This is a genomic window from Winogradskyella sp. Asnod2-B02-A (assembly GCF_045063645.1).
Classification (GTDB): Bacteria; Bacteroidota; Bacteroidia; order Flavobacteriales; family Flavobacteriaceae; genus Winogradskyella.
Genome location: NZ_JBEFOG010000027.1, coordinates 1,166,736 through 1,189,998 on the forward strand (window position 1 = coordinate 1,166,736; position 23,263 = coordinate 1,189,998).

Below are 23,263 nucleotides of genomic sequence, written 5' to 3' on the forward strand. Positions count from 1 at the left end.
ACTGGTAACCTATAGAATTGTTGTTAAAAATAAAAAGCAATTTAAATGAATCAGTTTTAACCCCAAAAATGAAACATTATGAAAACATTATTTAAGAATATTTTAGTATTAGCAGTGGTGTTAGGAACATACACAGGCTACGCAAACACAAAATTAGAAGTTACAAACGCTTTTAACAATGTAAGTGAAGGAGATTACATTTCAGTATCTGATGCTTCAGGAGAAGTTGTATATAGTGGACGTGTTGATTATGACGGTAACATTCAAAAATTATATGATTTTTCTCAATTAAAAGATGGTACTTATACAGTTGAAGTAAATAAGGATTTTGAAATTGAAATCAATTCTCTTCAAGTGAAAAAGAATATTGTAACTTTTTCAAACAAGTCAAGTAAGAAAATTTTTAAGCCTGTATTTAGATCTAAAGATTCTCAAGTTATCATTTCAAAATTAGCAATCGATTCAAATGAAATGAATGTTGAGTTATATTTTGAAAACGATCTTATTCATGCAGAAAATGTAAAAGGAAATGAAATTCTAAATCGTGTTTATCAATTAGACAAAACGCAAAAAGGAAACTATACCGCTATTATTAGAGCTAATGGCCGTGTGTTTGTTGAGAATTTCAAATTGTAGATTATTGTTTATACATTAGTTTTTATTTAGTTAAAAAAGTGGGTTGTTAGAGCCCACTTTTTTTTGTTTAAAAGAGTTTGGGATTTGCTAAGCTGTTTTGTTCTACACAATATTTAGTTATATTTTAATTGAGCCGTTTTAGCTTGATATTAAAATGATCTTACTTGCCCATTAATTATTGTCTATAATTCTACTAAATCATTTTTACTGGCTATGTTTTTTACAACAGGTTTTATGTCGCTATTTTAATTTAAGTAATTATATAGTCTTATATAGATAGTTGAAGTTTTTAAAAAATGATTAATACTATTCATTTTTCTTTCTATTGATCCTTTTTTAAGGCCTTATTAAAATGGTAATTTAAATAGTGTTTTTTAACCACCTATGTAAAATTAACAAAAATGTATTCTAAATTAACCCATGGGTTTTTAAAATTGCACTACTCGGTTAATTTAGAATATAAAGTTGCCAAAATGCTTGTTTTCTAAGAGGTTAATACCTTATACATTTGTATCAGTAATCACTTAATAGGAAATTATTATGAGAACAGTATTTAAAAACTTTTTAGTATTAGCTGTAATGTTGGGAACATTTACAAGCTTCGCAAACGAAATGTTAGAAGTAACACCAACTTTTAACTATGTAACAAAAGGAAATTATATTTCTGTATCAGATGCTTTTGGTGAAGTTATCTATAGTGGAGAAATAAATTATAACGGTAATCTTACCACACTCTTTGATTTTACTCAATTAAGAAATGGTAAGTACGATGTAGAAGTAACAAATGGTTATAGAATTGATATTAGCACAATAGAGGTTAAAAATAATATAGTCTCTGTTACAGATGCTAACCGAAAAACAATTTTTAAACCTATAGTTAGAAATGAAAATTTTAACATTTTAATTTCTAAATTAGCTTTAGATGGTGAAAAAATGGAAGTAGAACTTTTTTATGAAGGAGATCTTATTTATTCAGAAATCATAGGAGGTGGTGACGTTTTAAACCGTGTTTACAAATTGGATGAAACTCTTAAGGGTAGTTATACTACTATTATTAAGTCTAACGACAGAGTATTTGTCAAAAATTTCAGAATATAAATTGTTGTTTATATATTATTAGTTTATTTATTTAGAAAAAAAGTGGGCAGTAGAGAGCCCACTTTTTGTTGTTTAAAAGAGTTTTAACTGACCGTTTTTATAGGATTCATGAAGGCATAAATTTAGTGTTGGCATTATTTTATTCTTAAAATATTTTAATCTTGCTAGTTTAACTAAATCATTTATTTGTTGGGCAATTTGTCCTTCACCACGCATTCTAAATCCATATCTGCTTTCGTTTAATGTGCCACCGTGGCAATTTTCTATTTGGTGCAATACCTTATCTGCTCTTTCTGGTAAGGTTTTTTTAATCCAATCGGTAAAAATATCTCCAATTGCTCCGTTTAACCTTACAATAGTATGGACAATACTTAAGGCTCCTGCTTCTGAAACAGCTTTTGCTAATGGTAAAATTTCATGACTATTTATGGACGGGATTATTGGTGCTAACATCACATTTACTGGAATGCCGTTTTCGCTTAATTCTTTTACAACAAGAAGGCGTTTTTTTATTGTTGCTGTTCTGGGTTCTAAAATTCGTCTCGTATCTTCTGATAAGGTTGTTATAGAAATATTAACGGCTATTAAATTATCTTTCGCTAATGCTTTTAATATGTCTAGGTCTCTTAATATTAATGCATTTTTAGTAATAATTGCTACAGGATGTTTGTACTTCAAAAACACCTCTAAACAATGTCTTGTGATTTTAAATTGTTGTTCTGCAGGCTGGTAACAATCGGTATTGCCAGACATAACAATTGGTTGTGCTATCCAGCTTTTCTTTTTGAGCAGTGTTTCTAAAAGTTTCGGAGCATCTTTTTTCACTAAAATTCGACGTTCAAAATCTAATCCTGCACTATAACCCCAAAATTCGTGCGAATTTCTAGCATAGCAGTAAATACAACCATGTTCACAACCTTGGTACATATTCATAGAATAAGACATCCCAACATCTGGACTGGTTACTTTATTTACAATGGTTTTAGGAAATACGTTGAGGTATTGTGTCTTGGTTTTATCTGCAGGTTCTCCTTCTTTTTGGCAGTATTCTAAAAAGTCATTTCTTATGTCGTGAGATAACTCAAAAAAACGATTATGTGTGTTTTTTTGAGCACCTCTACCTTTTATATTCAGTTTGGGATTCATACCATAAAATTAGTACGAAACTTAAGTGAGTATTGCTACAGGTTGTAGTTTTAACTTATTTTATTATTAACATCGCTTATCTTAAAAAAAAGCTGTTTTTAAGACTGATATTTTTTCTTCAATTGCAGCAACATTTCTGATGTCATTTTTTTTAGGTCATAGTCATGCGACCAATTCCAGTCTTTACGTGCTGCGCTATCGTCTATAGAAGAAGGCCAACTATCTGCAATGGCTTGTCTAAAATCTGGGTTATATGAAATAGAAAACTCAGGCATTTCAGTTGTTATACTTTCGGCAATTTCTTTTGGAGTAAAACTAATGGCAGATAAATTGTAAGAGGATCTTATACTTAGGTTTTCTGAAGGAGCAGCCATGATTTGAGTAGTGGCTTTAATAGCATCGTCCATAAACATCATTGGTAAATTGGTGTTTTCTGATAAAAAAGACACGTATTTTCCTTCTTTTATGGCTTCATGATAAATTTCTACGGCATAATCTGTTGTGCCACCTCCAGGCATGGCTTTGTAACTAATAATACCAGGATAGCGAATACTTCTAACATCTACACCATATTTATCGTGGTAATATTCGCACCAACGCTCACCAACTTGTTTTGTAATACCATACACGGTTGTTGGTTCGCAAATGGTATGTTGAGGTGTATTTTCTCTAGGTGTGGTTGGTCCAAAAACAGCAATACTACTTGGCCAAAATACTTTCTTTATTTGTCCGCTTTTAGCTAAATTTAAGACATGAAAAAGTGAATTCATGTTTAAATCCCAAGCTTCCATTGGGTATTTTTCACCAGTAGCACTTAATAAAGCAGCCATAAGATAGATTGTGTCAACTTTATGGTTAATACAGCAGTCTTTAATAGCATTAAAGTTTTTGGCATCTAAAATTACAAAAGGACCAGAGTTTACAAGATCTAAATTTCTAGTGTTAATATCGCTCGCAATAACATTATCTACTCCATGGATTTCTCTTAACTTCGTTGTTAATTCTGTTCCTATTTGCCCACAGGCACCTATGATTAATATTTTTGAAGACATGTGCTCTATTTAAATTATCGGCAAAAATAATAAGAATTAATACTATTAGATATTAAAATTTTCAAAAATAAGACGGTTATTTTATGAATTTCTCATCTTAAATTCAAAAGTCAAATACTAAATATTAAAAAAGGATAGTTTAAGTATATTTACAATTCAAATTTAATAGACTTATGAGGATTATACCTGTTATTTTATTACTGTGCTGTGTTATGGTTTTTAGCTGTGGTGATGACAAAAGTAGTGGAAGCGAAACTGAGTCCGTTGAAAATACAAATCAGAATGCCAAGATAACGGCAAAAACCATTGAGAGTATAGATTATAAAGATTATGCACTTAGTCCTGAAAGTGAAAAAATCCTTGTTTCATGGGAGAAGTACCAAGAATTAGCCATGCAGATTAAATATTTGAAGAAGGCTGATTTTTCATTTTTTAATGGTGACAAAGAGCTTTTAAAAAAGTTTATTGAGGAATTTAAAAGTCAAATACCAGAGGAGGTAAAAACAAATCCTACAGTATCTCGAATTGCAATTATAGAAACAGCTCTTTTAAAATTAAATGAAAATTTAACAATAGATAATATTGATAGAAAGGATAAAATATTAGGAATAAGAGATGTTTTTGTTGCGTTTTCGAATCTAAATTTTCAAATTAATAAAAAGTTAGAACGAGATTTTTACGATAAAATACAACCTGAATAACACGTATAAAAAATGCAGCTCATTGAGCTGCATTTTTTATATGTATTATAAATAGAACTTATCCTTTTTTTTCAGCTGAAGCTTTTTGAGCACGTTGCGCTTTTTGAGCTTCTAAAGCTTCTCTACTAACTCTTGCTAAATTAAAATTAGGATCAATGGCTAAAGCATCATTCATTAATTTTAATGAAGCATCTAAATTTGCTGTTTTATTTTCAGAGAATGTTAAGAGCGCATTAAGATAAGTTAAAGCTGCTTTCATTGATGTTTCGTACGGCTGTTGTCTTTCGTAGAAGGCGCGTTTCATGTCATCTTTTACATTAGTTAGAGCGTAGTCTATGTTGAGTCTTGCTCCAGCTAAATCGTTTACCTGAATTTTCATATCTGCCATTTCATAAGCTAAATATACATTTGGGTCACGTTGGTAAAGCACTTCAAAATGTTCTAAAGCCATTTTTGGCTGATTAAGATTTTTTAATGCTAAGGCTTTAACTTCAACATTCATATCAGAATCTGTAGCGTTTTTTTCTACACCAATAGTATTAATAGCTTGCATGTATTGTCCTTCGGATAGATATATGTAAGCAATAGTGTCTTTACGCGCTACAGAAGGTTCTAATACATCTAAATGTGTCATTGCATTAATAATGCCTTGTACATCACCTTGTTTTTTCATCTGCTTGTAATACGCTTGGTAGTGCGTTTTTAATTCTGTATTTGATTGTGCAAATAAGCTTACTGAAAATAGCATAAGCATTGCAATTGTAATAGTCTTCATTTGTATTGAGTTTATTATTTGTTATTCATTTAAAAATTAATGGGCTAAAACTAAGAATTTTAAATCACTTTTAGGGTTTTACCTTAAATCGATAATTCAAAAGTTGTACCAATATTGAACTATCAATTATTTTCCCCTTACTTTCTTGGGAATAATTAAAACTAGGAGGTGGTAAGTTTTTTTGTTTACAACAATTTGAATAATAGTCTTTTTTTGTGGTATGTTTAGGATAGGCTGCATTTACAGAGATATTCCATAACTGTTTTTTGAGTATAGTACTTATAATAGAAATACAATCTGTCTTATGAATTAAATTTATAGGTGCATTTGGGTTTGAAACATTATCTCTTCCTGCTAAAAAATTTGAAGGATGTCGTTCGTCATCAATTAAACCGCCAAATCTTAAAATTGTAGTATGAAAATTAGAATTTTCTTGAAGCATTTGTTCAATTTCTATTAATTGTTTTGCGATGTTAGACGTACCGTTTGGAAGTGTTTTTGATGTAATAATAGGAAAATTGGCTTCACCCTCAAAAACAGAAGTAGAACTTATGTACAATACATTTTTGACGGCATGTTTTTCAATTTCCAACATTAAATGTTTTATTTCAGCGACATGGTTTTTAGTTGGGTTTCTTCTTAATCCTGGAGGAATATTAATAATTACGGTATCACTTCCTGTTAAAAATTCTGAGTAATTGCCTGAAATTCCAGATGCATTTAAAGAGATTAAAAAGGGTTTAATTTGAAACGCTTTTAGGTCATCTAACTTATCTTTAGATGTTGTGGAACCGTTAATAGAAAAGCCTTCTTCAATACATGTTTTGGCCACAGGTAGACCAAGCCAACCACAACCTATAATGCTAATTTGTGTTTTCAACTTTAAGGAATATAATGAAACACAAAAATACAAAATATTAGCTCTTTAGGTCTTCAATTTGGTTAACCAATTAATTTTCAGTAACTTTAGTATTCACTCTAAATTAATCGTTATGCCAATAAAAAGTTTTCAAGGGGCTCGTAAGCAGCAAAATACTTCAGAGCCTGTGGCTTTAAAAGTGAAAGATTATATGACTACTAATCTTATAACGTTTAGACCAGATCAATCTGTGCAAGAGGTTGTTGAGTCCTTAATAAAGAATAAAATATCTGGTGGACCTGTGGTTAATAATAACCGAGAATTAGTTGGTATTATTTCTGAAGGAGATTGTCTTAAGCAATTAAGTGAAAGTAGATATTATAATATGCCTTTAGAACATGATAATGTTGAGAAACGCATGGCAACAAATGTGGAAACCATTGATGGTAATATGGATGTTTTTGATGCTGCCAATAAGTTTTTGCAATCTAAAAGACGACGTTTTCCTATTGTAGAAAACGGAAAATTGGTTGGACAAATTAGCCAAAAAGACATTTTGAAAGCTGCTTTACAGCTCAAAGGGGAAAATTGGAATAGTACAACTAAAGGTTAGATATTTTTGCTTTTCTGCGTTACTTCTGGTAAATCCGTGATAATAAATTTTTGTGTTTCACTTCCGTAGATGTGCAATATTCTAGAATAAGAATACCCTTCTATAGGTTCTCTTAGACTTTTCCATTTTGCGATGCCTTTAATTGCAATTTTTTCATCTAATTCAATAACTCCTTCTTTATATCTCAGGGTTTTGTTAAAGCCTAGTAAACTTGTACTTGTTTTACCTAAAGTTTTAAGGTAGTTTTCTAATTTTAAAGAAGGATCGTTTAGGAATCCACTTTGTACCTTATGGTCTTTAACCAAATACATATGACTAAATTTATTAGCTTGTGTTGTGTTGATGAAGGCTAGTTCACTTCCGGATTCAATAAAGAAATCTTGAATTTTTTTATCTTCAACATAAGTAGACCAACCATTTTTTACTTTTTTTTCAATTTTAATATGGTAGTAAACACATGGTCTTCCGCTAAGTGGAGCAATTAAAGGTTGGTGAACATATTTTGCCTTACCAATTATTTTAGCGTAATCATTTTCTCTTATTTTGTTAATCGCCTTAAGAGGTGTTTTTTGTAAAGTTCTTAGAATTATATTTTTAGTGCTAAAATAATAGCTAATTGCAAGTATTATTACAAAAGCTAGAATAATTAAAACTGGAAATATATAATTAGAATTCTGAATGATAATAAAACTATTATTCATTAATCATCACGTTTTACTAATGCATAATATTCTCCTTCGAGTGGCAAATAACCTTGGTCGTACACAAAGTAGTAAATTGTGCCAGCCTTTGTGGTATAAATACTTGTGAAGTAATTAAAATCAAATCCTTTTTCTATGAGTTTGGCTCTAGAGCATTTCATCTTTTTATTAGGATTTAATGCTTCTAGAATTCTATAGTTTTTTCGCAACCTATTGTTGGTGTTTCTAATTAAGTTTTTGGCATCTTTATTAATGCGATTATTCTGCGCATTTCTACAACCGTCACTACAGTATTTTTTATCAATTCTGCCAATGATTACATCTCCACATTCTGGACATTTTTTGCGCATAGTTTCATTTTAAGTTCTTACAAGATAATTAAAATCTTATAAACCACTAGCAATGATTACCGTATTGGTGTTATTTACCTTATTGTAAACAGTAACTTTAAAGACTTTAGATTTTAAGTAATCAATTATAGTTTTAATTTTTTCTTGATTAGAATCTTTTACAGAAGCATTAAAGAGAATACTACCTTTTGATGATTTAGAACTTAATATATAATTCCAAAATGTGGTACTTAGAAATTTATCTGGCACACTAAGATCTATATAAAGATCAATAATTATAAGGTCGAATTGTTTGTGGTTTTTTTCTGCAAACAGATAAGCGTCAGTACAATGAATTTTTAGTTGTTTGTTTTCTGAAATATCAAATTCAGTTTTAGCAATTTCAATAATTACAGGGTCTAATTCTACAGCTTCAATAGTATTGGTGTAGTTACAATCATTTCTAAGTGTTTTAATTACACTTCCGCCTCCCATTCCTAGAACTAGTATGGAGTTGATTTTAGAAAGTTCAATTTTTTCTAATCCAAATTTTAAAATCCGCTGTAAAGAACCGTAACTATAATTTGCGTTTTGTGAATTAAGATGCTTTTTACCGTTGTACCAAGTTATTTCTAATTCGCCACTGTATTTGGAGGTGATCTTTTTTGTAACAGGATAGATGTAGCTTAGAATACGTTTCATTGTAGGTAAATGTACAATTATTCATTTGTATTTAAAGTTAGACTATGTTGTTTGTGGAATTAAGTTTAATTATTTTCTCAATCTCATAAATATCGAGAAAGAGATGAGTTGAAAATCTGTATTCTGTATATTTAGAAATATCGTTTATTAACTTGGTTTTGAAGGTTGTTTTATTCCGTATAGTTTTGTGAGCTTGACTTAGAATTAACATTGTCCTATGCTTTTGTCTAAAGTTCAATTTATTGCTGGTTTAAGGTTTCTCAAGTTAATTTTTATAGAATATTGGTAAAAAAATATATAACCCCAAAACTCAAAACATTTCCAAGTTATGGGGTTAAAAAAATGGGGATAACCTTCTATTTAAAACAAACTAACGGCCAACTGTATTCTAGCTATTTTTTGTGAAGGATTCCAAAGTGTTGTAGCTGATACAGGAAAACTCAATTCTGAAAATTTAAGTGTTTTTTTGGCCGTAAAGCCCACATTTACTAAGTCAAAATTTTGCTCACCATCACCGTATAGGTGCGTGTCTCCATTTAAAGAAAATCCTGCACCTACAAAAGCATTTATGTTAACTTTAGATTTACCGATTATAGGGTAAGATGCTTCTACATATGTGGAATATCTTTGTTCTCTGTCACCATCGTTTAATTGGGAATCTCCGCTACCGTACAATAACATATCAGCTTCTAATCGTAAAGGGAAACTGTCATTAAATGTATAAGAGGTTCGTAAATCTAATAAATGCGTGGTCGTGTTTTTGTCATAATTCCATACGTCAGGACTTTCTACGCTCCTGGTATTGAATAAATCCCATAATCCAATAGATAAACCGTTTTTAGCATATTGTACATAGTAGTTTATTTCTTTGTACGATGTTCCGTCCGCCTCGTTAGAGAAAGACATTCCTCCCCAAAAACCAGTAGTGAAACTTCCTGATTTATTCAATCTCAATTTTGAGAAAACGGCGACCATGGGTTTATCGGTAATAACCAAACCTCTCCATAGATGATTTGTTTTTACGTCTACGTTAAAGTCATAAAGACTGTCTTTTGATGCTGTTTCTTGGGTGCAGCCCATTTGCACTGCGAACAGCGCTACGAATATTACTAGTATTTTTTTCATTGTATTTTGCTTAAAGAAAGTATTACATTAATGCCATATATAAGTAGGCAGCAATTACGCAACCGATAAGAGGACCAACTATTGGGATCCATGCATAACCCCAATCACTTTTACCTTTAACGGGTAAAATAGAGTGCATGATTCTTGGACCTAAATCCCTTGCAGGATTAATGGCATAACCTGTTGTTCCTCCTAAAGATAAGCCGATTACCCAAACAAGGAATGCTACGGGTACTGCTCCAATAGAACCTAATCCTATTATTGCTCTTGCATCTACATCACCTACTAAGTCTAATTTTGGACCCGCTAGATAGAATATTACAAAGACTAAGACAAAGGTTCCAATTATTTCGCTCATTAAGTTAGAAAAGGTGTTTCTAATTGCTGGTCCAGTGCTAAAACAAGCTAATTTGCCTTCTTCGTCATCCGTTATTTTAAAGTGATCTTTGTAGAATACCCATACTAAAAATGCTCCTAACATAGCTCCGATCATTTCCCCAGCGATATACTCTGGTACAATGGCCCAAGAAATCTTACCTGCTACTGCTAAACCCACTGTTACAGCTGGATTTAAATGTGCACCACTATATGGACCTGCTACAACAACTCCTACAAATACAGCTAAAGCCCAAGCGGTTGTTATTTCAATCCATCCAGATCCATTGCCTTTTGTTCCTTTTAAGACTACATTGGCAACAATTCCATTTCCGAGTAAGATAAGGAGCATTGTGCCTAATATTTCTGCTACTAAAATTGACATGATTTTTTGTTTTTAAGGTTTTTGATTAGGTTTATTCTTCAATCCAATTCTGTGCACATTTAACGGCTTTGTGCCAGTAATGCAACATATTGTCCACTTTTTCTTTAGGAGCTTCTGGGTAGAATTCTTTATCAATAACCCATTGTGATTGAATATCATCTATACTATCCCAATAACCAACAGCTAAACCTGCCAAATAAGCAGCTCCCATTGCAGTAGTTTCAAGGGTTTTAGGTCTTATAATCTTAAACCCAAATAAATCGGATTGGATTTGCATTAATAAATTACTAGCAGATGCTCCGCCATCGACTCTAAGTTCAATACTTTTTTCGCCTGCATCGGCTTCCATTGCCTTTACGATATCGTAGACCTGAAAAGCGATACCTTCTAATGTTGCACGTGCAATATGTGCATCAGTGGTGCCTCGAGTGATACCTAACATAGCTCCGCGTGCATACTGATCCCAATAAGGAGCACCTAAACCTGTTAGGGCAGGTACAAAATAAACTCCACCATTATCTTCAACCATTTCAGCTATATGATTTACGCCAGGTGCTGTTCTTACCATTCTTAACCCATCGCGTAACCATTGTATAGCGGCTCCACCAACAAAAACACTACCTTCTAATGCGTATGTGGTTTTCCCATTTATTTTCCAAGCAACAGTTGTTAATAGATTATTTTTGGAATAGACAGCTTTATCTCCTGTGTTCATTAATAAGAAACAACCTGTGCCATAAGTGTTTTTAACCATTCCTGGTTTAGTGCACATTTGACCGAATAAAGCCGCTTGTTGGTCACCTGCAATTCCTGCAATTGGAATTTTTGTTGAAAATAATGTTGTAGCTGTATTTCCGTATATTTCACTACTTTCCTTAACTTCTGGCAACATTGCTTTTGGAATATTGAACAACTCCATCAATTCTTCATCCCATGCCATGGTATGAATATTAAATAGCATTGTTCTACTTGCGTTAGAAACATCTGTAATAAACATTTTTCCTCTTGTAAGTTTCCAGATTAGCCAGCAATCTACTGTTCCAAAACATAGTTTTCCGGCTTCAGCTTTTTCTCTAGCTCCCTCTACATTATCTAATATCCATTTTAACTTAGTTGCAGAGAAATAGGCATCTATTACTAAGCCTGTTTTCTGTTTAATCATGTCTATATGGCCAGCATCTTTTAACTCGTCGCAATATCTTGCTGTTCTTCTATCTTGCCATACGATTGCATTGTATATGGGTTCACTAGTTTCTCTATCCCATACAATAACGGTTTCTCTTTGGTTGGTAATACCTATAGCAGCAATACCTTCTCCAGTAATACCCTGTTGAGCAACGACCTCTGCTGCTACGGAAATTTGTGAAGACCATATGGCATTAGGATCATGCTCCACCCAACCTGGTTTTGGAAAAATTTGTTCGAACGATTTTTGAGATACTCTTACAATTTCTCCATCGTGATTGAATAAAATAGCTCGAGACGATGTTGTCCCTTGGTCAAATGCTAAAATTAGTTTGTTGTTCATGTCTTATTAGTTTTTAGTAATTTGAAATTGTTGTTTACAAAATGTAATTAGAGGTTACTTTTGTATAATCTGTTACTTGTTTATTTTGCCATGCTTGGTCTTTTCCTAATTCTTCAGCCATTATTTTTGATACTAATGGTGCCATTTTAACACTCTCTTTAGCATTTAGTAATTGACAGCGAACTCTACGGGCAAGGAAATCTTCTACGTTTAAAGCCATTTCATTTCTTACAGCCCAAACAACCTGTGCTTCTATGATTCCCATAGAATCGCTTATAGATTTATTCCATCCGTTTTGTTGGGAAAGCTTTAGTACTTGCTCCTCATCACTACCATAAAAATATAATGGATTATCATGGTTTACATTTTCTTTGTAACCGTGTATTTTGAGATGTCTTGTTTTTGTTGGAATATGTTTCCATTCGTGATTTTTCTCGGCTTTATCAACCAAATCTTGCCCCATTCTTCTAAAAGTGGTCCATTTACCACCTACAATAGTTAATAGTCCTGAATCTGATGTGTAAATTTTATGGCTTCGAGAAATCTCTTTCGTTTTGCTTCCTTCTTTTTTTGGAGCAGCCAAAGGACGTAAGCCAGCAAACACACTTAACACATCGCTTCTTTTAGGAGCTTTTGTTAAATATCTGCCAGCAGTAGCTAGAATAAAGCCTATTTCCTTTTCAAGAGCAACTGGTTCTAAAGATTCTGTTTTAAGTGGTGTGTCTGTTGTTCCAACAATAACACGGTTATGCCATGGTACTAAAAACAACACACGACCATCATCTGTTTTAGGAATAGTAATAGCATCATCTCCAGGTAAAAAAGATTTATCTAACATTAAGTGTACACCTTGGCTAGGAGCAATAGTTTTTTCGGCTCCTGGAGAATCCATTTGCAATACATCATCTGCAAATACACCTGTAGCATTCACAACTTGCTTTCCTTTTATTTCGAATGACGTGCCGTCCATTTCATCGTGAGCTTTAACTCCTGTTATGTTTCCATTTGCATCTTTAAGTAAGTCATCTACAGAACAATAATTAACAACTCGGGCACCTAATTTAACAGCTGTTTGTAGCACATTTATCGCCATACGAGAATCATCAAATTGACCATCAAAATAAACAACACCTGCTGATATTTTATCAGGATTTATAAGTGAAATACGTTTTAGGGTCTCTTTTTTTGAGATACGTTTAGATCTTCCAAGACTCAATCGTCCTGCTAATAAATCATAAAAAGTTAAACCAACAGTATATAATATTTCGTCATACAATCCATGGGTAGGTATTATAAATGATTGACTTTTAGTGATGTGCGGAGCGTTTTTTAACATCAGCCCTCTTTCAACGACAGCTTCTCTTACTAAACCTATATCGCCTTGTGCTAAATATCTAACTCCACCATGCACTAACTTTGTCGCTTTACTTGATGTAGATTTTGTGAAATCAGATTTTTCAAGTAGTGCTACGGAATATCCTCTTGCAGATGCCTCGAGAGCAATACCAATGCCAGTTGCACCACCACCTATAATTATAAAATCGTAAGTTTTAGAATCATTTCTTAACTCATTCATTATTTTTTTTCTATCCATGACTTGTTGTTTTTTTTATTCGACAATAAAATTACAACAAAACGAAACTAAAAAAAAGCTTTTTATTGTTATTTTTTGTTTTTATACGAAATCACTAGTGTTTATTCTTAAAAAACAAGCTATTTTATTTCGATTTTGGTTTTTTAGATTGAATTTATTAAGAATATCTGAAAATGGGTTTCGTTTTGGTTTGTGATATTTGTAAAAAATGTATTGTTTTGACTTCGTTATATTGTTTTAAGTATTATTTTTGTTTAAAACGAAACTAAAATGTCTCTAAATATTGTAGATCGCCATAAACTTATAATTCAAAAACTGGAAGCAGATGGGTTTGTTAATGTTCACGACCTGAGTAAGGAGTTCGGTGTCTCATTAGTGACAATTAGAAAGGACCTTAAGCTTTTAGAGGAAAAGAAACTATTGTTTCGGTCACACGGTAAAGCAATACCTGTAAATCCATATATTACAGAGAATCATGTTAAGGTTAAGGCGAAAATACACACTAAAGAAAAGAATAAAATCGCAATTGCAGCTGTAGATACTTTGGTATCGCATGATAGTATTATAATTGCCTCAGGAACTTCTGTAATTGAATTTGCAAGGCATATTAAACCATTAGAGGGTTTAACGGTATTGACAGCTTCTTTGAATACTGCAATTATATTGTCTAAAATTAAAGGAATTGATGTAATTCAATTAGGTGGTATGGTAAGACGTAGTTCTGCCTCTGTAATAGGTCCAGTTGGTGAAAAAATGTTAGCAGAATTTACTTTTACTAAATTGTTTTTAGGTGTTGATGGTATTGATTTAGACTATGGACTTACTACTACCAATTTGATGGAGGCTTCTTTAAATAAGGAAATGATTAAGGCGTCACAAAAATTAATAGTTTTAGCTGATTCTTCAAAATTCAATAAAAAAGGATTTGGAAGAATTTGTGGACTTAATGAGGTAGATGAGATTATAACAGATTCTGGTATCGATGAAAAAACAAAGACTAGGTTATTAGAGCTTGGTGTAGAGTTGACTATTGTTTAGGTTGATTTAAATCTATTAACAATTTAGTTTTAGTAATTTCAATAATTACAGGATCTAATTCTATAGCTTCAATAGTATTGGTGTAGTTACAATCATTTCTAAGTGTTTTAATCATACTTCCGCCTTCCATTCCTACAACTAGTATGGAGTTGATTTTAGAAAGTTAAATTTTTTCTAATCCAAATTTTAAAATCCGCTGTAAAGAATCCTAGCTATAATTTGCGTTTTGTGAATTAAGATGCTTTTTGCCGTTGTACCAAGTTATTTATAATTCGCGCATGTAGTTGAAGGTAGTCTTTTTTGTAACAGGATAGATGTTACTGAGCAGTTGCTTCATGGTTTGGTTTAGAACATTATTAGATGTATCGGTTTATTTTTGAAAATCTGCTTTGTTTAGGTTGTTGTTAAACTTAATATCTGACCAATTTACAAGTATCCATGGATCATTACTTACGTCTGCCTCCCAATTAGAGCTCTTATATCTGCGTGTTGTAGGTATTAAAACTCCTTCTATGTTTTCGTATTTCATTTCCATTAACATTGGTTCTGTTCTTCCAAAATCCATAACAGTAAAGAGAAACTGATCCACTAAATGGGTGCCTGTATTAATATATAATTGATAAATATCTTTTGGTTCATTATTCTTAGATTCAAATGTAACTTTAACAATATCGTATGTAATACTGTCTATCGTTTTTTCTTGAAGATATTGATATTGTAATCCAGGATCTAACAATTTTTGCATCATAGTAAACCAATAATAATTTGTAGGTCTGTTAAATGCTACTTTCTTTAGTGAAGAGGAATCTGTTACGATTTCACCATTATGTTTTAACCAAAATTCGTTACCGTCGTAACCCTGTTCAATAACTCCTTTTAGATGAGCTAGTGTACGCTCATGCTTTGTATATTTTCCATAGGATAATTCGTTATTAAACATATATTTCTCATTTGAAACATCTGCTTTACCATCTGGTGTTTGGTAAGTATAGGTGTAAGAAACATCTTTTTTACTAGCAAGAAGACTGTAATCTCCAACTTTCTGAGTCATTTTATAAACTAATTCGTGACCTTTGTTTTTAAATTCTAAATGATCTGCTTTAACACTAGTTGTAGGCAGTTCTTTATCGTTTTGTTTCGGGTCGTTTTTACATGATGTTAAGATTAAAATAATGCAGAGTACTAAACTTATTCTCATTTTTTATTAGGTGTTATAACTGGTGAATTTTGGTTTTGGTTAATTGAATTATAAAAGTACAATAAAAGGTAAACCTGTTACTATTAATTTAAAATATAATAGGAGTTAGCAACATAACCTTAACACAGATAAAATCAGTACTTAACATCTAACTGATACGTTTGTTTTAATTTTGAAGTGTAAACATTTGCAAGGAACATCTTCACATTGACTTGGTAAGAAGCAGTATCCTTTCAACTTGTTAGAATTTAGCATCCTGATAGTGGGTGCTTTTTTTTATGTCTAATTCTTTCGTTTTTAAAGCGTCTTAAACGGTTTTAATTAATTACAAACGTTTACAAACGAATGTAAGTGAGTAAATACCGATTAACATTTGCAAGCTACTACATCTTTGCAGTGTCGAAACATAAGAACTCGATAGTATTAACTGTTTAACCATTACATTTAGAAATTATGAACACACTTAAAAACAAAGTACAGTTGATTGGTAACTTAGGACAAGACCCAGAAATCACCAATTTTGAATCAGGAAAAATCTTAGCAAAATTCTCTATCGCAACTAACGATAGTTATAAGAATGCGCAAGGCGAAAAAATTACAGACACACAATGGCACAATGTCGTTGCTTGGGGAAAAACGGCACAGATCGTAGAAAAATATATTACCAAAGGCAAAGAAGTGGCAATAGAAGGGAAGTTAACATCGCGTTCTTGGGAAGATAAAGATGGGATGAAGCGTTATATAACGGAGGTCGTTTGTAATGAGCTTTTAATGTTAGGGAAATAAAACAATAGTAATTTGTATTAAATATAAAAGAGCAACCCAATGGGTTGCTCTTTTTCAATTTGTAAATAAACCTTTTGAGTCACGTTTATTCTACTGTTAGCGTATATTGAGGTGTGTGATTTAAAGGACAGAAATACACATATTCTCCCTTAGCTAAAGTGGTTACATTACTAGATTCCGTAGTGTTGTTTTCTACAGCTTTAGTGACATAAGCGGTTTTAATATGATTTTCTGGTTTAGAAGCATCCTTTCCTTTTGGGACTAATACAAAACCAACTTGTTGACCAACATTGTTATTTGCAATTTCAAAAATATAATCCCCTTCTGCTAAAGTTAATTCAGTTTGAGTAAATACACCTTTTGTTTGTTCTAAAGAGACTGTTGTGGCTTTAGTTTTCATGTTGTCTTGTGCATTTCCTGTTAATGTAAAGGTTAATGCGATTACGAGTATTGCAATAATTTTTTTCATCTTTTTTAATTTTATGGGTTGTAATTAATAATTATACAGTTTCTAATTCTAAAGGTTGTGCTACTGGGAAATCTACAGGCACTTGCGTTGTGCTATGCACGTAGTTAGAGATGGTTTTATCACCTACTAAAGCAATGGTATCTATTAAATTTCCTTTTGTATAACCAGCATTAAAGTAGTTTTCTAATACAGCTTGGTCTGTTTTACCTCTATTTTCGGTAATATTTTTAGCTAATTTTGCTAAAGCATCAAATTTGTCATTTACAGTAGAAAATCCAGCTCTTAACTCTAAGATTTGCGCGTCTGTAAAACCATTCATCTTTCCTATAGCAGTATGTGCAGACAAACAATAAATACAATCATTTACTTGGCTAACGGCAAGGTTTACAACTTCCTTTTCTTTAGCAGATAAAGATGTTTTTGCATTGGCAAATGTTAAATAATTTTCTAAAGCGGTATCACTATGTGCGTAAGTAGCGTATAAATTTGGAACAAAGCCTAAAGCTTTATTTAAGTTATCGAAAATGGCTTGGTTGTTAGTACTTACGTCTTCTCTTGAAGGAACATTAATTGTATTCATAATTTTAAATTTTTATTCTGAAATGAATTCAGGTTGTATTACTATTTGTTTTTTTGTTGGTACAAAGTTGCTTGAAATCTTAGTGCTAAAGAATGCTTGTTATTCCCTAAAGCATGTCATTTCTTCCCTTGTTTTTATTTAGCCTATAAATGGCTTTTCTGCATCACAATAGTAATCGTGAATGTGTTTTTGAGCACAATGCGTTTCTGTATTAATAGTGTTTACTATTTTTCTTGGACTGTTTGTAAATATCTCTATGAGATTAAATATGGATTTGATTTTTAGTTTCATCTTGTTATTGTTTTAATATTACAATGCAAAGATGCGGTAGAATACAATGTTGAAAAATGAAGAATCTGCCCAAAGGCATGTCAATTTTTCCTAACTAGATGTTTTTAAACGTTTTTTGTAGTCTGAAGGTGACATAGAGGTGCTTTTTTTAAACAAACGACTTAAATGAGATGCGTCTTCAAAACCAATATCGTAAGCAATTTCTTTTGCTGTTTTATCAGTGTAGACTAATTGACGCTGTGTTTCTAATACAATACGGTTGTGTATTATTTGTAACGGACTTCTGTTTAGTTTAGCAAAATTATTAGATAAGGTTTTGGGTGATCTAAACAGTTTTTCGGCATAAAAGGTTACACTGTGTTCTGTTTTAAAGTGTTGTTCTACCAAGAAGTTGAATTCACGTAGCAAATCAACTTTAGAGCTTTTAGGAGATTCATTAATGCCTTCTTTGGCTTTTAATAAACGCGTGCTCTTTATAATAAACCGAGCCATTAGCATTCTAAGCATTTCGGCTTGTATATTATCTTCGGTTTCTAGCTCGTCTATAAAGACTTCATGAAGCGTATTGTACTTTTGTTGCTCGATATGATCTAAATGAATAATAGGAATATTTGTATTGCCAAAAAAGAGAATACCAACACAACTTACCTCTTGATCGTGGTCTTTAATGCAATAAAATTCACTATTAAATTGATAAATGATGACGTCATTACCGCTATTATATTGAAGGTATTGAATAGGTGTTAAAGCTAATATACTGTGAGCAGGAACCGTAAACGGAACGTTATCAATAATTAAATCTATAGCTTCGGATTTTGCCCAAATAAAAGTATATAACTCACATTGTTTCGCCTTTTTAAAAGGAAGTAAATCTGCTTCATTTCCAATGTTGAAAATAGCGTTTGTAGAAAATTCTTTAAAAGTGTGAGTCATAGCTACTAAGTCTATTAAGTAGCCAAAAAATTACAAAACATGAAAACTTTTTAGGTAAAACATAAAAAAGGCACCAGATTTTTAGACTAACACTTAAAAAAATCTCTGATGCCTAATTTTAATAAAGTATGATTTTACAAATAGCAGAAGTTTGTAAAATACATACAAGTAAATTATGCTTTTCTTACAACCAACAAAAACTACTGCGCACTCCAACCTCCATCTAACGCAAATGATGTTCCCGTGATGGTTGTTGAGCTGTCTTTGGCCAATAAAATAGCCATATCTGCAATAGCTTGGACTGGGACAAATTGTTTTACAGCTTGCTTTTTAAGCATCACTTTTTCTACAACTTCATCTTCTGTCATGTTGTGTGCTTTTGCTTGGTCTTTTATTTGGCCTTCTACTAAAGGTGTTTTTACGTAGCCAGGACAAATGGCATTGCAGGTAATATTAAATTCTGCACCTTCTAAGGCGAGCACTTTGGTCATGCCAATTACACCGTGTTTTGCTGTAACATAAGCAGATTTAAATTCTGATGCCCTTAAACCATGTACGGAAGATACATTAATGATTCTTCCAAAGTTTTGCTTTTTCATTTGTTTCCATGCGGCTTTTGAGGCATAGAAAACGGCATTCATGTTTATGGCTATAATATTTTCGTATTTGGTATTTGGAAAATCTTCAATTGGCGACACAAATTGAATTCCAGCATTGTTAACTAAAACGTGTAAGCTTCCAAAGGTGGCTATAGTATTATTTATTAAATTTTCTATGGCTTCAGATTGTAATAAATTAGCATTAGAAAATCCTACTTTTATCTTATGTTCTTGTGCTATATTATTAGCAATGTCTTGTCCATTGGCTTCTAAACCATGAAACATAATATTGTAACCTTCTTTAGCAAATTGATGTGCTATGCCTAAACCAATTCCGCTTGTGCTTCCTGTAATAAGAACGGTTTTATTCATTTTTTAAAAATTTTTGAAGTTCTAAATTAAAAGCATCAGGCTGATCTATAACAACTCCATGTCTGGAATTTTTAATCACCACTAAGGTTGCATCTTGCATTCTGCTGACGTAATTTTCTTTAAATGAAATAGGTGTATAATCCATATCTGAAGCTACAACCAAGGTTCTTGCAGTAATCTGCTTTAACTGATCACCCAAGCCCCAAGCCATTAAAGTGACAAAAGATTTGTAATACGCGTTGTAGTCATTTTTTTTGCAGCGCATTTCAAATTCATTTCTTAACTCTATTTGATGGTCTTCTGGAAACATATTAAATGAAATCTCTTTTGCTAGAGTGATCAAGCCTTTAGTTTCTAAAAATGTGGTTCTATTTTTTAAAAGGTCTTCGCCAATTTGTCCCATGTCATTAAAATCTGGTCCACTGTTTACAATGACTAAATTGTTTAGATAATTTGGGTGTTGTGCAGCCATTTCAAAAGCGACAGCACCTCCCATTGAAAAACCAATAATTGTTGCTTTTTTAATGTTTAGTTGGTCTAGAAGTTGCTTTACATCTTCGGTCATTAACTCTACACCATAAGCGTTTTGTGGTTTTGTAGATTCTCCATGACCTCTTAAGTCTACAGTAATTACGCGATGTGTTTTAGAAAAGAAAGGGACTTGTGCGTCCCAATCTTTTATAGTGGAACCTAAGCCATGAAGTAGAACTAGGACATCTCCTTTTCCGTGATCTTCATAAGCGAGGTCTATATCGTTAACTTGTGTTTTTAACATGGCTTAGAAACTTAGTTACCGTTTGATGTTTTCTTTTGCTTAAGGCTAAATTGATATTTTAACTCAAAAGAAACTAAAGTTTCAATTATTGGTGAGGCTACAAACTCTCTGTTTTTTGCGTTAAATAAGTTAGTAATACTAAGTCCCATTGATAATTGATCTGTAACATTGTAACCTGCATTTGCATCTACTGAGAAACCACCTAGTTGTCCGTAATTCCAAGTTCTTCCTACTCTTGCGTTTTCAACAATTTCATTAACGCCATCTCCATCTTGATCTTGTGTTTCTGCTGCTACATTTATACCAGAGAAGAAGTCGTATTTTTCAACAAATCTGCCATAAACAGCACCATAAAACTTTCCTTTGTTGAAATGTAGACCAACACTAAATTTGTGGTTTGGTGTGTTAATTGGTAATTCGCTTTCTAATACTTGTCCATCTAAATTTCCATCATTATCTAAATCATTTTTGTCTAGCTCACGCCCAAAATAAGAGTAGTTAACTGACGTTCTAAAGCTATCTGAGAAATAATAATTTAAACCAACATCAACTCCATAAGTATCAACGTGACCAAAATTTTGGTATGTTAATATAAAAGCACCATTGTTGCCTTCGCTAACCTCTCCAATAGGTTGGTCTCCAATATGTGTTACAAAATTTCCATTTGCTGCATCTGCAATGTTAACTAATGGACTAATAAAATTATCCGATTGGTTGTAGTAACCATTAACATCTATAAATAACTTATCTGTTAATTGGCCTTTATAGCCTATTTCGTAAGAATTAATAGTTTCTACATCTAATTTTCCAACCTTTGAACCATCAGTAAGTGTAAACCCTTCACCATTACCTAATACTAAACCTCCAAATAAGTTTCCTTTAAGGTTTAATATAGAAGGCACCGCAATTCCCTTTCCGTAGGTCAATCTAAATGTTCCATTATTTACTTTTTTAGTGATTGCTACTTTAGGTATAAAGTTTGAGCCATATAATTCGTGATTATCAATACGTCCTCCAAGTAAAAATCCCCATCCAGAATCATCTAATTTATACTCTAATTGCGTGTAAATACCTGTTTGGTCTAAATCAATACCATCTTCATCTAATAGGTATGTGCCTTTAGAATCTGCCATGTCTAATTGGTATTGTGCACCTACAGTGTAGTATAGTTTTTTCCAATTGTTGTTGTACTGAGCTTCAGCATTAAAACGTTCAGAGGCATCTTTAAAAAGTGCGCCACGTTGCAGAGCAAAGCCATCACCTTGATTTGGTCCTGTTTGAAGCCATTGTTCCATATATGAGCGCTCACGAGCTTCTTCTTCAGAAAAACCATTTTCTACAAACGACACATAGTTTTGTGTTCTTTGGTTCATAGCATAAGTATCTTCTGTTTTACTCCAAGTGTAGTAAGTGTTTGCAAAAAAGTGTTTAGATACAAATTTTAATTGAGCAACATCAATACTCCAGTCCTTAATTTGGTTACGACCAGCACTAGTTATACCAATATTGTTATTATTACTGTGGCCATAATATCCATTAATTTCAGAATTTTTTGATGGCTTGTAATATATAGAAGCGCCATATTTTTGAGATGTGAAATCACGATCTAAATCTAATTCCTTATAGGCTTGTGTGCCTACATAAACGCTGTCTACGTAATTAAATTCTTTTCCTTGAGAGTGTTCAAAATGAAACTTATATGCAAATTTGTCATTTATTGCTTCAGCATGTCTTAATCGTGTAGTTAATACACTTTGGTTACCAAAACCTAAAGCAACAGTGGTGCCTTCAGATTGTCTTGGGTTTTTAGTAATTGTGCTTACTAAACCATTATGAGCATTAGGTCCGTAGAGCGTTCCGTTTGGTCCTAGTAATATTTCAACACGTGAAATATCATCTTTTGTTACGGTAGAGAATGAACCCATTGGTAAACCTGTTGCAATTAATGTAGATAATCTGTCGTCAGTGACTTGTAAATTCTTAGAGTTAAAAGCAGAGTTAAAACCTCTAATATTAATACCTGTGCCTAAAACACCACTTCTTACAAAATCTACTCCTTTTTGTCTCGATGCTAATTCACCAATATTAAAACTAGGGAATTCTTCAATATCCTTAGCTGTAATTACATTTACTGTAGCTGGTACATCTGTGATTTTTTGAGGCTGTTTGTTAGCTGTAATTACAACTTCATTTAAAATACTATCAGATTCTTTTAAAGATGTATTTAACGTTGTCACCTTACCAGCAGTTACTGAAACACTTTGGTGAGTAGAGGCAAAACCAACATAAGAAATGGTAACATCGTATGTGCCTATTTCTAAATTATCTAAAACAAAATTACCGTCGTAATCGGTTACTGTGCCTTTATCTAAAGATTTAATATACACGGTTGCGCCAGATAAAGGAGAGCCACTTGCTTCTGTAATCATTCCTTTTATACTACCACTATTTTGAGCAGCCATAGTAAAAGTACTAAAGAGGGTTAGTAATAAAAATAGTTTTTTCATAATGTTAGACTGTTGATTAAATTAGTTTATTTAGTTTGAAGGCAATCTATTATGAAATTGAAAATAAACGATGCCAAAAGCGAAAGCTTTTATGTG

The 23,263-nt window shown here is 32.3% G+C and carries 26 protein-coding genes; 6 read left to right on the plus strand and 20 right to left on the minus strand.

All coding sequences use genetic code 11. The features are described 5' to 3' along the window. Positions 1 to 78: 78 nt before the first annotated feature. Complete coding sequence (locus ACJJVO_RS13130; protein ID WP_405574885.1) at positions 79 to 636, plus strand: hypothetical protein; 558 nt, start codon at positions 79 to 81, stop codon at positions 634 to 636. Between the two features lie 540 nt (positions 637 to 1,176). Beyond that, complete coding sequence (locus ACJJVO_RS13135; RefSeq protein WP_405574887.1) at positions 1,177 to 1,734, plus strand: hypothetical protein; 558 nt, start codon at positions 1,177 to 1,179, stop codon at positions 1,732 to 1,734. Positions 1,735 to 1,806: 72 nt separating this feature from the next. Here the strand turns inward: ACJJVO_RS13135 and ACJJVO_RS13140 are convergent, their stop codons facing one another. Then, the gene (locus ACJJVO_RS13140) at positions 1,807 to 2,880 is read right to left on the minus strand and encodes a PA0069 family radical SAM protein (protein ID WP_405574889.1); all 1,074 of its coding nucleotides are present in this window, start codon (positions 2,878 to 2,880) and stop codon (positions 1,807 to 1,809) included. 98 nt (positions 2,881 to 2,978) lie between these two features. After that, positions 2,979 to 3,932: an NAD-dependent epimerase/dehydratase family protein gene (locus ACJJVO_RS13145; RefSeq protein ID WP_405574891.1), complete on the minus strand. Its 954-nt coding sequence runs from the start codon at positions 3,930 to 3,932 to the stop codon at positions 2,979 to 2,981. Between the two features lie 173 nt (positions 3,933 to 4,105). Here ACJJVO_RS13145 and ACJJVO_RS13150 point away from each other — a divergent pair, with 173 nt between their 5' ends. Further along, the gene (locus tag ACJJVO_RS13150) at positions 4,106 to 4,633 is read left to right on the plus strand and encodes a hypothetical protein (protein WP_405574893.1); all 528 of its coding nucleotides are present in this window, start codon (positions 4,106 to 4,108) and stop codon (positions 4,631 to 4,633) included. Positions 4,634 to 4,691: 58 nt separating this feature from the next. Here the strand turns inward: ACJJVO_RS13150 and ACJJVO_RS13155 are convergent, their stop codons facing one another. Next, on the minus strand, positions 4,692 to 5,408 hold the full coding sequence (locus tag ACJJVO_RS13155) for a hypothetical protein (RefSeq protein ID WP_405574895.1): 717 nt from the start codon (positions 5,406 to 5,408) through the stop codon (positions 4,692 to 4,694). Positions 5,409 to 5,478: 70 nt separating this feature from the next. Beyond that, positions 5,479 to 6,288 (minus strand): NAD(P)H-binding protein, encoded by an 810-nt coding sequence (locus ACJJVO_RS13160; RefSeq protein WP_405574897.1) that lies wholly within the window; start codon positions 6,286 to 6,288, stop codon positions 5,479 to 5,481. Between the two features lie 112 nt (positions 6,289 to 6,400). On the opposite strand from ACJJVO_RS13160, the gene ACJJVO_RS13165 reads away from it, so the two are divergent. Next, a complete protein-coding gene (locus ACJJVO_RS13165; RefSeq protein ID WP_405574899.1) occupies positions 6,401 to 6,880 on the plus strand; it encodes a CBS domain-containing protein in 480 nt (159 codons plus the stop codon). Here the strand turns inward: ACJJVO_RS13165 and ACJJVO_RS13170 are convergent. From ACJJVO_RS13170 to ACJJVO_RS13200, 7 genes are all read right to left on the minus strand, one after another. Then, positions 6,877 to 7,581 carry a hypothetical protein gene (locus tag ACJJVO_RS13170; protein WP_405574901.1) on the minus strand — a complete coding sequence of 235 codons (705 nt, stop codon included), beginning with the start codon at positions 7,579 to 7,581 and terminating at the stop codon, positions 6,877 to 6,879. The two genes, ACJJVO_RS13165 and ACJJVO_RS13170, sit on opposite strands and share 4 nt — an antisense overlap. Continuing rightward, the gene (locus tag ACJJVO_RS13175; protein WP_405574903.1) at positions 7,581 to 7,931 is read right to left on the minus strand and encodes a hypothetical protein; all 351 of its coding nucleotides are present in this window, start codon (positions 7,929 to 7,931) and stop codon (positions 7,581 to 7,583) included. Before ACJJVO_RS13175 ends, ACJJVO_RS13170 begins: the two co-directional genes overlap by 1 nt. A gap of 36 nt (positions 7,932 to 7,967) precedes the next feature. Next, positions 7,968 to 8,612 carry a spermidine synthase gene (locus ACJJVO_RS13180; RefSeq protein WP_405574905.1) on the minus strand — a complete coding sequence of 215 codons (645 nt, stop codon included), beginning with the start codon at positions 8,610 to 8,612 and terminating at the stop codon, positions 7,968 to 7,970. Positions 8,613 to 8,972: 360 nt separating this feature from the next. Beyond that, positions 8,973 to 9,737: a hypothetical protein gene (locus ACJJVO_RS13185; protein ID WP_405574906.1), complete on the minus strand. Its 765-nt coding sequence runs from the start codon at positions 9,735 to 9,737 to the stop codon at positions 8,973 to 8,975. 22 nt (positions 9,738 to 9,759) lie between these two features. Then, positions 9,760 to 10,497, minus strand: coding sequence for an MIP/aquaporin family protein (locus tag ACJJVO_RS13190; RefSeq protein WP_405574908.1), 738 nt, complete (start codon positions 10,495 to 10,497; stop codon positions 9,760 to 9,762). Between the two features lie 31 nt (positions 10,498 to 10,528). Further along, positions 10,529 to 12,025, minus strand: a complete 1,497-nt coding sequence (gene glpK / locus ACJJVO_RS13195) for a glycerol kinase GlpK (RefSeq protein ID WP_405574910.1) — start codon at positions 12,023 to 12,025, stop codon at positions 10,529 to 10,531. A gap of 34 nt (positions 12,026 to 12,059) precedes the next feature. Beyond that, positions 12,060 to 13,619, minus strand: coding sequence for a glycerol-3-phosphate dehydrogenase/oxidase (locus tag ACJJVO_RS13200; RefSeq protein WP_405574911.1), 1,560 nt, complete (start codon positions 13,617 to 13,619; stop codon positions 12,060 to 12,062). Between the two features lie 270 nt (positions 13,620 to 13,889). On the opposite strand from ACJJVO_RS13200, the gene ACJJVO_RS13205 reads away from it, so the two are divergent. Continuing rightward, positions 13,890 to 14,657: a DeoR/GlpR family DNA-binding transcription regulator gene (locus ACJJVO_RS13205; RefSeq protein ID WP_405574913.1), complete on the plus strand. Its 768-nt coding sequence runs from the start codon at positions 13,890 to 13,892 to the stop codon at positions 14,655 to 14,657. Here ACJJVO_RS13205 and ACJJVO_RS13210 read toward each other — a convergent pair. Both ACJJVO_RS13210 and ACJJVO_RS13215 read right to left on the minus strand, forming a co-directional pair. Next, positions 14,647 to 14,772, minus strand: coding sequence for a hypothetical protein (locus ACJJVO_RS13210; RefSeq protein WP_405574915.1), 126 nt, complete (start codon positions 14,770 to 14,772; stop codon positions 14,647 to 14,649). The genes ACJJVO_RS13205 and ACJJVO_RS13210 overlap by 11 nt on opposite strands. Positions 14,773 to 15,027: 255 nt before the next feature. Continuing rightward, positions 15,028 to 15,855: a hypothetical protein gene (locus ACJJVO_RS13215; RefSeq protein WP_405574917.1), complete on the minus strand. Its 828-nt coding sequence runs from the start codon at positions 15,853 to 15,855 to the stop codon at positions 15,028 to 15,030. Positions 15,856 to 16,308: 453 nt separating this feature from the next. Here ACJJVO_RS13215 and ACJJVO_RS13220 point away from each other — a divergent pair, with 453 nt between their 5' ends. Then, on the plus strand, positions 16,309 to 16,641 hold the full coding sequence (locus ACJJVO_RS13220) for a single-stranded DNA-binding protein (protein ID WP_405574918.1): 333 nt from the start codon (positions 16,309 to 16,311) through the stop codon (positions 16,639 to 16,641). An 85-nt stretch (positions 16,642 to 16,726) separates the two neighbouring features. On the opposite strand, the gene ACJJVO_RS13225 is transcribed toward ACJJVO_RS13220, so the two are convergent. The 7 genes from ACJJVO_RS13225 to ACJJVO_RS13255 all read right to left on the minus strand — a co-directional run bounded on the left by ACJJVO_RS13225 (position 16,727) and on the right by ACJJVO_RS13255 (position 23,167). Beyond that, entirely contained in the window at positions 16,727 to 17,110 is a 384-nt protein-coding gene (locus ACJJVO_RS13225) for a hypothetical protein (RefSeq protein WP_405574919.1), read from the minus strand. A gap of 31 nt (positions 17,111 to 17,141) precedes the next feature. After that, complete coding sequence (locus ACJJVO_RS13230) at positions 17,142 to 17,690, minus strand: carboxymuconolactone decarboxylase family protein (protein WP_405574920.1); 549 nt, start codon at positions 17,688 to 17,690, stop codon at positions 17,142 to 17,144. 138 nt (positions 17,691 to 17,828) lie between these two features. Further along, on the minus strand, positions 17,829 to 17,981 hold the full coding sequence (locus ACJJVO_RS13235) for a hypothetical protein (RefSeq protein WP_405574921.1): 153 nt from the start codon (positions 17,979 to 17,981) through the stop codon (positions 17,829 to 17,831). Between the two features lie 90 nt (positions 17,982 to 18,071). After that, complete coding sequence (locus ACJJVO_RS13240) at positions 18,072 to 18,914, minus strand: helix-turn-helix domain-containing protein (RefSeq protein ID WP_405574922.1); 843 nt, start codon at positions 18,912 to 18,914, stop codon at positions 18,072 to 18,074. A 200-nt stretch (positions 18,915 to 19,114) separates the two neighbouring features. Continuing rightward, positions 19,115 to 19,885, minus strand: a complete 771-nt coding sequence (locus ACJJVO_RS13245) for a 3-hydroxybutyrate dehydrogenase (protein ID WP_405574924.1) — start codon at positions 19,883 to 19,885, stop codon at positions 19,115 to 19,117. Further along, a complete protein-coding gene (locus ACJJVO_RS13250; RefSeq protein ID WP_405574925.1) occupies positions 19,878 to 20,660 on the minus strand; it encodes an alpha/beta fold hydrolase in 783 nt (260 codons plus the stop codon). Before ACJJVO_RS13250 ends, ACJJVO_RS13245 begins: the two co-directional genes overlap by 8 nt. An 11-nt stretch (positions 20,661 to 20,671) precedes the next feature. Continuing rightward, positions 20,672 to 23,167, minus strand: a complete 2,496-nt coding sequence (locus ACJJVO_RS13255; RefSeq protein ID WP_405574927.1) for a TonB-dependent receptor — start codon at positions 23,165 to 23,167, stop codon at positions 20,672 to 20,674. Positions 23,168 to 23,263 lie beyond the last annotated feature (96 nt).

Bases quoted from the DNA above. Each gene is read 5' to 3' on its own strand.
- ACJJVO_RS13130 (WP_405574885.1), top strand. From the start codon at position 79: ATGAAAACATTATTTAAGAATATTTTAGTATTAGCAGTGGTGTTAGGA.
- ACJJVO_RS13185 (WP_405574906.1), bottom strand. From the start codon at position 9,737: ATGAAAAAAATACTAGTAATATTCGTAGCGCTGTTCGCAGTGCAAATG.
- ACJJVO_RS13190 (WP_405574908.1), bottom strand. From the start codon at position 10,497: ATGTCAATTTTAGTAGCAGAAATATTAGGCACAATGCTCCTTATCTTA.
- glpK (WP_405574910.1), bottom strand. From the start codon at position 12,025: ATGAACAACAAACTAATTTTAGCATTTGACCAAGGGACAACATCGTCT.
- ACJJVO_RS13155 (WP_405574895.1), bottom strand. From the start codon at position 5,408: ATGAAGACTATTACAATTGCAATGCTTATGCTATTTTCAGTAAGCTTA.
- ACJJVO_RS13140 (WP_405574889.1), bottom strand. From the start codon at position 2,880: ATGAATCCCAAACTGAATATAAAAGGTAGAGGTGCTCAAAAAAACACA.
- ACJJVO_RS13210 (WP_405574915.1), bottom strand. From the start codon at position 14,772: ATGATTAAAACACTTAGAAATGATTGTAACTACACCAATACTATTGAA.
- ACJJVO_RS13170 (WP_405574901.1), bottom strand. From the start codon at position 7,581: ATGAATAATAGTTTTATTATCATTCAGAATTCTAATTATATATTTCCA.
- ACJJVO_RS13180 (WP_405574905.1), bottom strand. From the start codon at position 8,612: ATGAAACGTATTCTAAGCTACATCTATCCTGTTACAAAAAAGATCACC.
- ACJJVO_RS13175 (WP_405574903.1), bottom strand. From the start codon at position 7,931: ATGCGCAAAAAATGTCCAGAATGTGGAGATGTAATCATTGGCAGAATT.
- ACJJVO_RS13250 (WP_405574925.1), bottom strand. From the start codon at position 20,660: ATGTTAAAAACACAAGTTAACGATATAGACCTCGCTTATGAAGATCAC.
- ACJJVO_RS13245 (WP_405574924.1), bottom strand. From the start codon at position 19,885: ATGAATAAAACCGTTCTTATTACAGGAAGCACAAGCGGAATTGGTTTA.
- ACJJVO_RS13230 (WP_405574920.1), bottom strand. From the start codon at position 17,690: ATGAATACAATTAATGTTCCTTCAAGAGAAGACGTAAGTACTAACAAC.
- ACJJVO_RS13205 (WP_405574913.1), top strand. From the start codon at position 13,890: ATGTCTCTAAATATTGTAGATCGCCATAAACTTATAATTCAAAAACTG.
- ACJJVO_RS13235 (WP_405574921.1), bottom strand. From the start codon at position 17,981: ATGAAACTAAAAATCAAATCCATATTTAATCTCATAGAGATATTTACA.
- ACJJVO_RS13220 (WP_405574918.1), top strand. From the start codon at position 16,309: ATGAACACACTTAAAAACAAAGTACAGTTGATTGGTAACTTAGGACAA.
- ACJJVO_RS13135 (WP_405574887.1), top strand. From the start codon at position 1,177: ATGAGAACAGTATTTAAAAACTTTTTAGTATTAGCTGTAATGTTGGGA.
- ACJJVO_RS13200 (WP_405574911.1), bottom strand. From the start codon at position 13,619: ATGGATAGAAAAAAAATAATGAATGAGTTAAGAAATGATTCTAAAACT.
- ACJJVO_RS13255 (WP_405574927.1), bottom strand. From the start codon at position 23,167: ATGAAAAAACTATTTTTATTACTAACCCTCTTTAGTACTTTTACTATG.
- ACJJVO_RS13165 (WP_405574899.1), top strand. From the start codon at position 6,401: ATGCCAATAAAAAGTTTTCAAGGGGCTCGTAAGCAGCAAAATACTTCA.
- ACJJVO_RS13240 (WP_405574922.1), bottom strand. From the start codon at position 18,914: ATGACTCACACTTTTAAAGAATTTTCTACAAACGCTATTTTCAACATT.
- ACJJVO_RS13150 (WP_405574893.1), top strand. From the start codon at position 4,106: ATGAGGATTATACCTGTTATTTTATTACTGTGCTGTGTTATGGTTTTT.
- ACJJVO_RS13225 (WP_405574919.1), bottom strand. From the start codon at position 17,110: ATGAAAAAAATTATTGCAATACTCGTAATCGCATTAACCTTTACATTA.
- ACJJVO_RS13215 (WP_405574917.1), bottom strand. From the start codon at position 15,855: ATGAGAATAAGTTTAGTACTCTGCATTATTTTAATCTTAACATCATGT.
- ACJJVO_RS13145 (WP_405574891.1), bottom strand. From the start codon at position 3,932: ATGTCTTCAAAAATATTAATCATAGGTGCCTGTGGGCAAATAGGAACA.